Here is a 3,364-nt window from a genome sequence, read left to right as displayed (position 1 = left end):
AGTAATCAGCTTCGCTGATGAAGATGGGCACGGGTTGTGATTGCATTATTTTGTTCCAAGTTCTCAAGACTGGGGTGAATAACCTCAGACTGCTTTGAAACTTATGAACGGCACAAACGCTAATACTCAGGTCCTATAGCCTACAGCGTTATAGGATCAAGCGACTAAGTGCATATGGTGGATGCCTTGGCGATCACAGGCGATGAAGGACGTAGTAGCCTGCGAAAAGCTGCGGGGAGCTGGCAAACAAGCTTTGATCCGCAGATATCCGAATGGGGAAACCCACCGCAGCAATGCGGTATCCCTAGCTGAATACATAGGCTAGTGGAAGCGAACCGGGTGAACTGAAACATCTCAGTAGCTCGAGGAAAAGAAATCAACCGAGATTCCGAAAGTAGTGGCGAGCGAAATCGGAAGAGCCTTTACGTTTTAGCATGCAAGATAGTCGAACGGAATGGAAAGTCCGGCCGTAGCAGGTGATAGCCCTGTAGACGAAATTTTGTGTGTGGAACTAAGCGTAAGAAAAGTAGGGCGGGACACGTGAAATCCTGTTTGAAGATGGGGGGACCATCCTCCAAGGCTAAATACTCGTGATCGACCGATAGTGAACCAGTACCGTGAGGGAAAGGCGAAAAGAACCCCGGAAGGGGAGTGAAATAGATCCTGAAACCGTATGCATACAAACAGTAGGAGCCTCCTTGTGGGGTGACTGCGTACCTTTTGTATAATGGGTCAGCGACTTACATTCAGTGGCAAGGTTAACCGAATAGGGAAGCCGTAGCGAAAGCGAGTCCGAATAGGGCGATTCAGTCGCTGGGTGTAGACCCGAAACCAGATGATCTATCCATGGCCAGGTTGAAGGCACGGTAACACGTGCTGGAGGACCGAACCCACTAATGTTGAAAAATTAGGGGATGAGCTGTGGATAGGGGTGAAAGGCTAAACAAATCTGGAAATAGCTGGTTCTCTCCGAAAACTATTTAGGTAGTGCCTCAAGTATTACTGCGGGGGGTAGAGCACTGTTATAGCTAGGGGGTCATGGCGACTTACCAAACTATGGCAAACTCCGAATACCCGCAAGTACAGCTTGGGAGACAGAGCACCGGGTGCTAACGTCCGGACTCAAGAGGGAAACAACCCAGACCGCCAGCTAAGGTCCCAAATTATCGCTAAGTGGGAAACGAAGTGGGAAGGCATAGACAGTCAGGAGGTTGGCTTAGAAGCAGCCATCCTTTAAAGAAAGCGTAATAGCTCACTGATCGAGTCGTCCTGCGCGGAAGATGTAACGGGGCTAAGCGATAAACCGAAGCTGCGGGTGTGCACTTTTAGTGCACGCGGTAGGAGAGCGTTCTGTAAGCCTGCGAAGGTGGCTTGTAAAGGCTGCTGGAGGTATCAGAAGTGCGAATGCTGACATGAGTAGCGATAAAGGGGGTGAAAAGCCCCCTCGCCGTAAGTCCAAGGTTTCCTGCGCAACGTTCATCGGCGCAGGGTGAGTCGGCCCCTAAGGCGAGGCAGAGATGCGTAGCTGATGGGAAGCTGGTTAATATTCCAGCACCGTCGTACAGTGCGATGGGGGGACGGATCGCGGAAGATCATCAGGGTGTTGGATGTCCCTGTTGCTGCATCGAAGATGGCGCTTAGGCAAATCCGGGCGCGTAAATCAAGGGTGTGGCACGAGCGAGCATTGCTTGCGAAGTGATTGGAAGTGGTTCCAAGAAAAGCCTCTAAGCTTCAGCTGTACGAGACCGTACCGCAAACCGACACAGGTGGACGGGATGAATATTCCAAGGCGCTTGAGAGAACTCAGGAGAAGGAACTCGGCAAATTGATACCGTAACTTCGGGAGAAGGTATACCCCGGTAGTGTGAAGCGCCTGCGCGCTTAGCATGATGGGGTCGCAGAGAATCGGTGGCTGCGACTGTTTATTAAAAACACAGCACTCTGCAAAGACGAAAGTCGACGTATAGGGTGTGACGCCTGCCCGGTGCCGGAAGGTTAAGTGATGGGGTGCAAGCTCTTGATCGAAGCCCCGGTAAACGGCGGCCGTAACTATAACGGTCCTAAGGTAGCGAAATTCCTTGTCGGGTAAGTTCCGACCTGCACGAATGGCGTAACGATGGCCACACTGTCTCCTCCTGAGACTCAGCGAAGTTGAAGTGTTTGTGATGATGCAATCTACCCGCGGCTAGACGGAAAGACCCCATGAACCTTTACTGTAGCTTTGCATTGGACTGTGAACCGGCCTGTGTAGGATAGGTGGGAGGCTTTGAAGCGTGGTCGCCAGATCACGTGGAGCCATCCTTGAAATACCACCCTGGTTTGTTTGCGGTTCTAACCTTGGTCCGTTATCCGGATCGGGGACAGTGCATGGTGGGCAGTTTGACTGGGGCGGTCTCCTCCCAAAGTGTAACGGAGGAGTTCGAAGGTACGCTAGGTACGGTCGGAAATCGTGCTGATAGTGCAATGGCATAAGCGTGCTTGACTGTGAGACTGACAAGTCGAACAGGTGCGAAAGCAGGACATAGTGATCCGGTGGTTCTGAATGGAAGGGCCATCGCTCAACGGATAAAAGGTACTCTGGGGATAACAGGCTGATACCGCCCAAGAGTTCATATCGACGGCGGTGTTTGGCACCTCGATGTCGGCTCATCTCATCCTGGGGCTGTAGCCGGTCCCAAGGGTATGGCTGTTCGCCATTTAAAGAGGTACGTGAGCTGGGTTTAAAACGTCGTGAGACAGTTTGGTCCCTATCTGCCGTGGGCGTTGGATACTTGACGGAGCCTGCTCCTAGTACGAGAGGACCGGAGTGGACGTACCTCTGGTGTACCGGTTGTCATGCCAATGGCATTGCCGGGTAGCTAAGTACGGAAGAGATAACCGCTGAAGGCATCTAAGCGGGAAACTCGTCTGAAGATTAGGTATCCCGGGGACTTGATCCCCCTGAAGGGTCGTTCGAGACCAGGACGTTGATAGGTCGGGTGTGGAAGCGCAGTAATGCGTTAAGCTAACCGATACTAATTGCCCGTGAGGCTTGATCCTATAACACTGATGGTTATGACCTGGTGATATAGCGTTCCAAGTGTCGTTCAATACAAAATCTGGCTGCCCCGTCAGCAGCCAGCCAACACAATTACACCCCACTGTGCGTGATCATCGAGCCAGTCTCTGATCACCACACGTTGCGCTTCTTCCAAGATTGGAGCCGTTGCCTAACCGCAGCCGCTCAACCAGTTACGCCTGACGACCATAGCAAGGTGGTACCACTCCTTCCCATCCCGAACAGGACAGTGAAACGCCTTTGCGCCGATGATAGTGGACGGACGTCTGTGAAAGTAGGTCATCGTCAGGCTTTTATTCCGCAAAA

General features: G+C 52.2%; 2 rRNA genes. Both read left to right on the top strand.

The window, feature by feature from the left end:
* Positions 1-154 precede the first annotated feature (154 nt).
* Positions 155-3,039: ribosomal RNA gene (locus KYC_RS27625) — 23S ribosomal RNA — on the top strand.
* Positions 3,040-3,236: 197 nt separating this feature from the next.
* Positions 3,237-3,349, top strand: a 5S ribosomal RNA gene (gene rrf, locus KYC_RS27620).
* The last annotated feature ends 15 nt before the right edge of the window (positions 3,350-3,364 follow it).

It is taken from the genome of Achromobacter arsenitoxydans SY8, from assembly GCF_000236785.1.
GTDB classification, from domain to species: Bacteria; Pseudomonadota; Gammaproteobacteria; order Burkholderiales; family Burkholderiaceae_B; genus Achromobacter; species Achromobacter arsenitoxydans.
The sequence above is the reverse complement of the archived record's forward strand: the minus strand, read 5'-3'. Positions and strand labels throughout refer to the sequence as shown.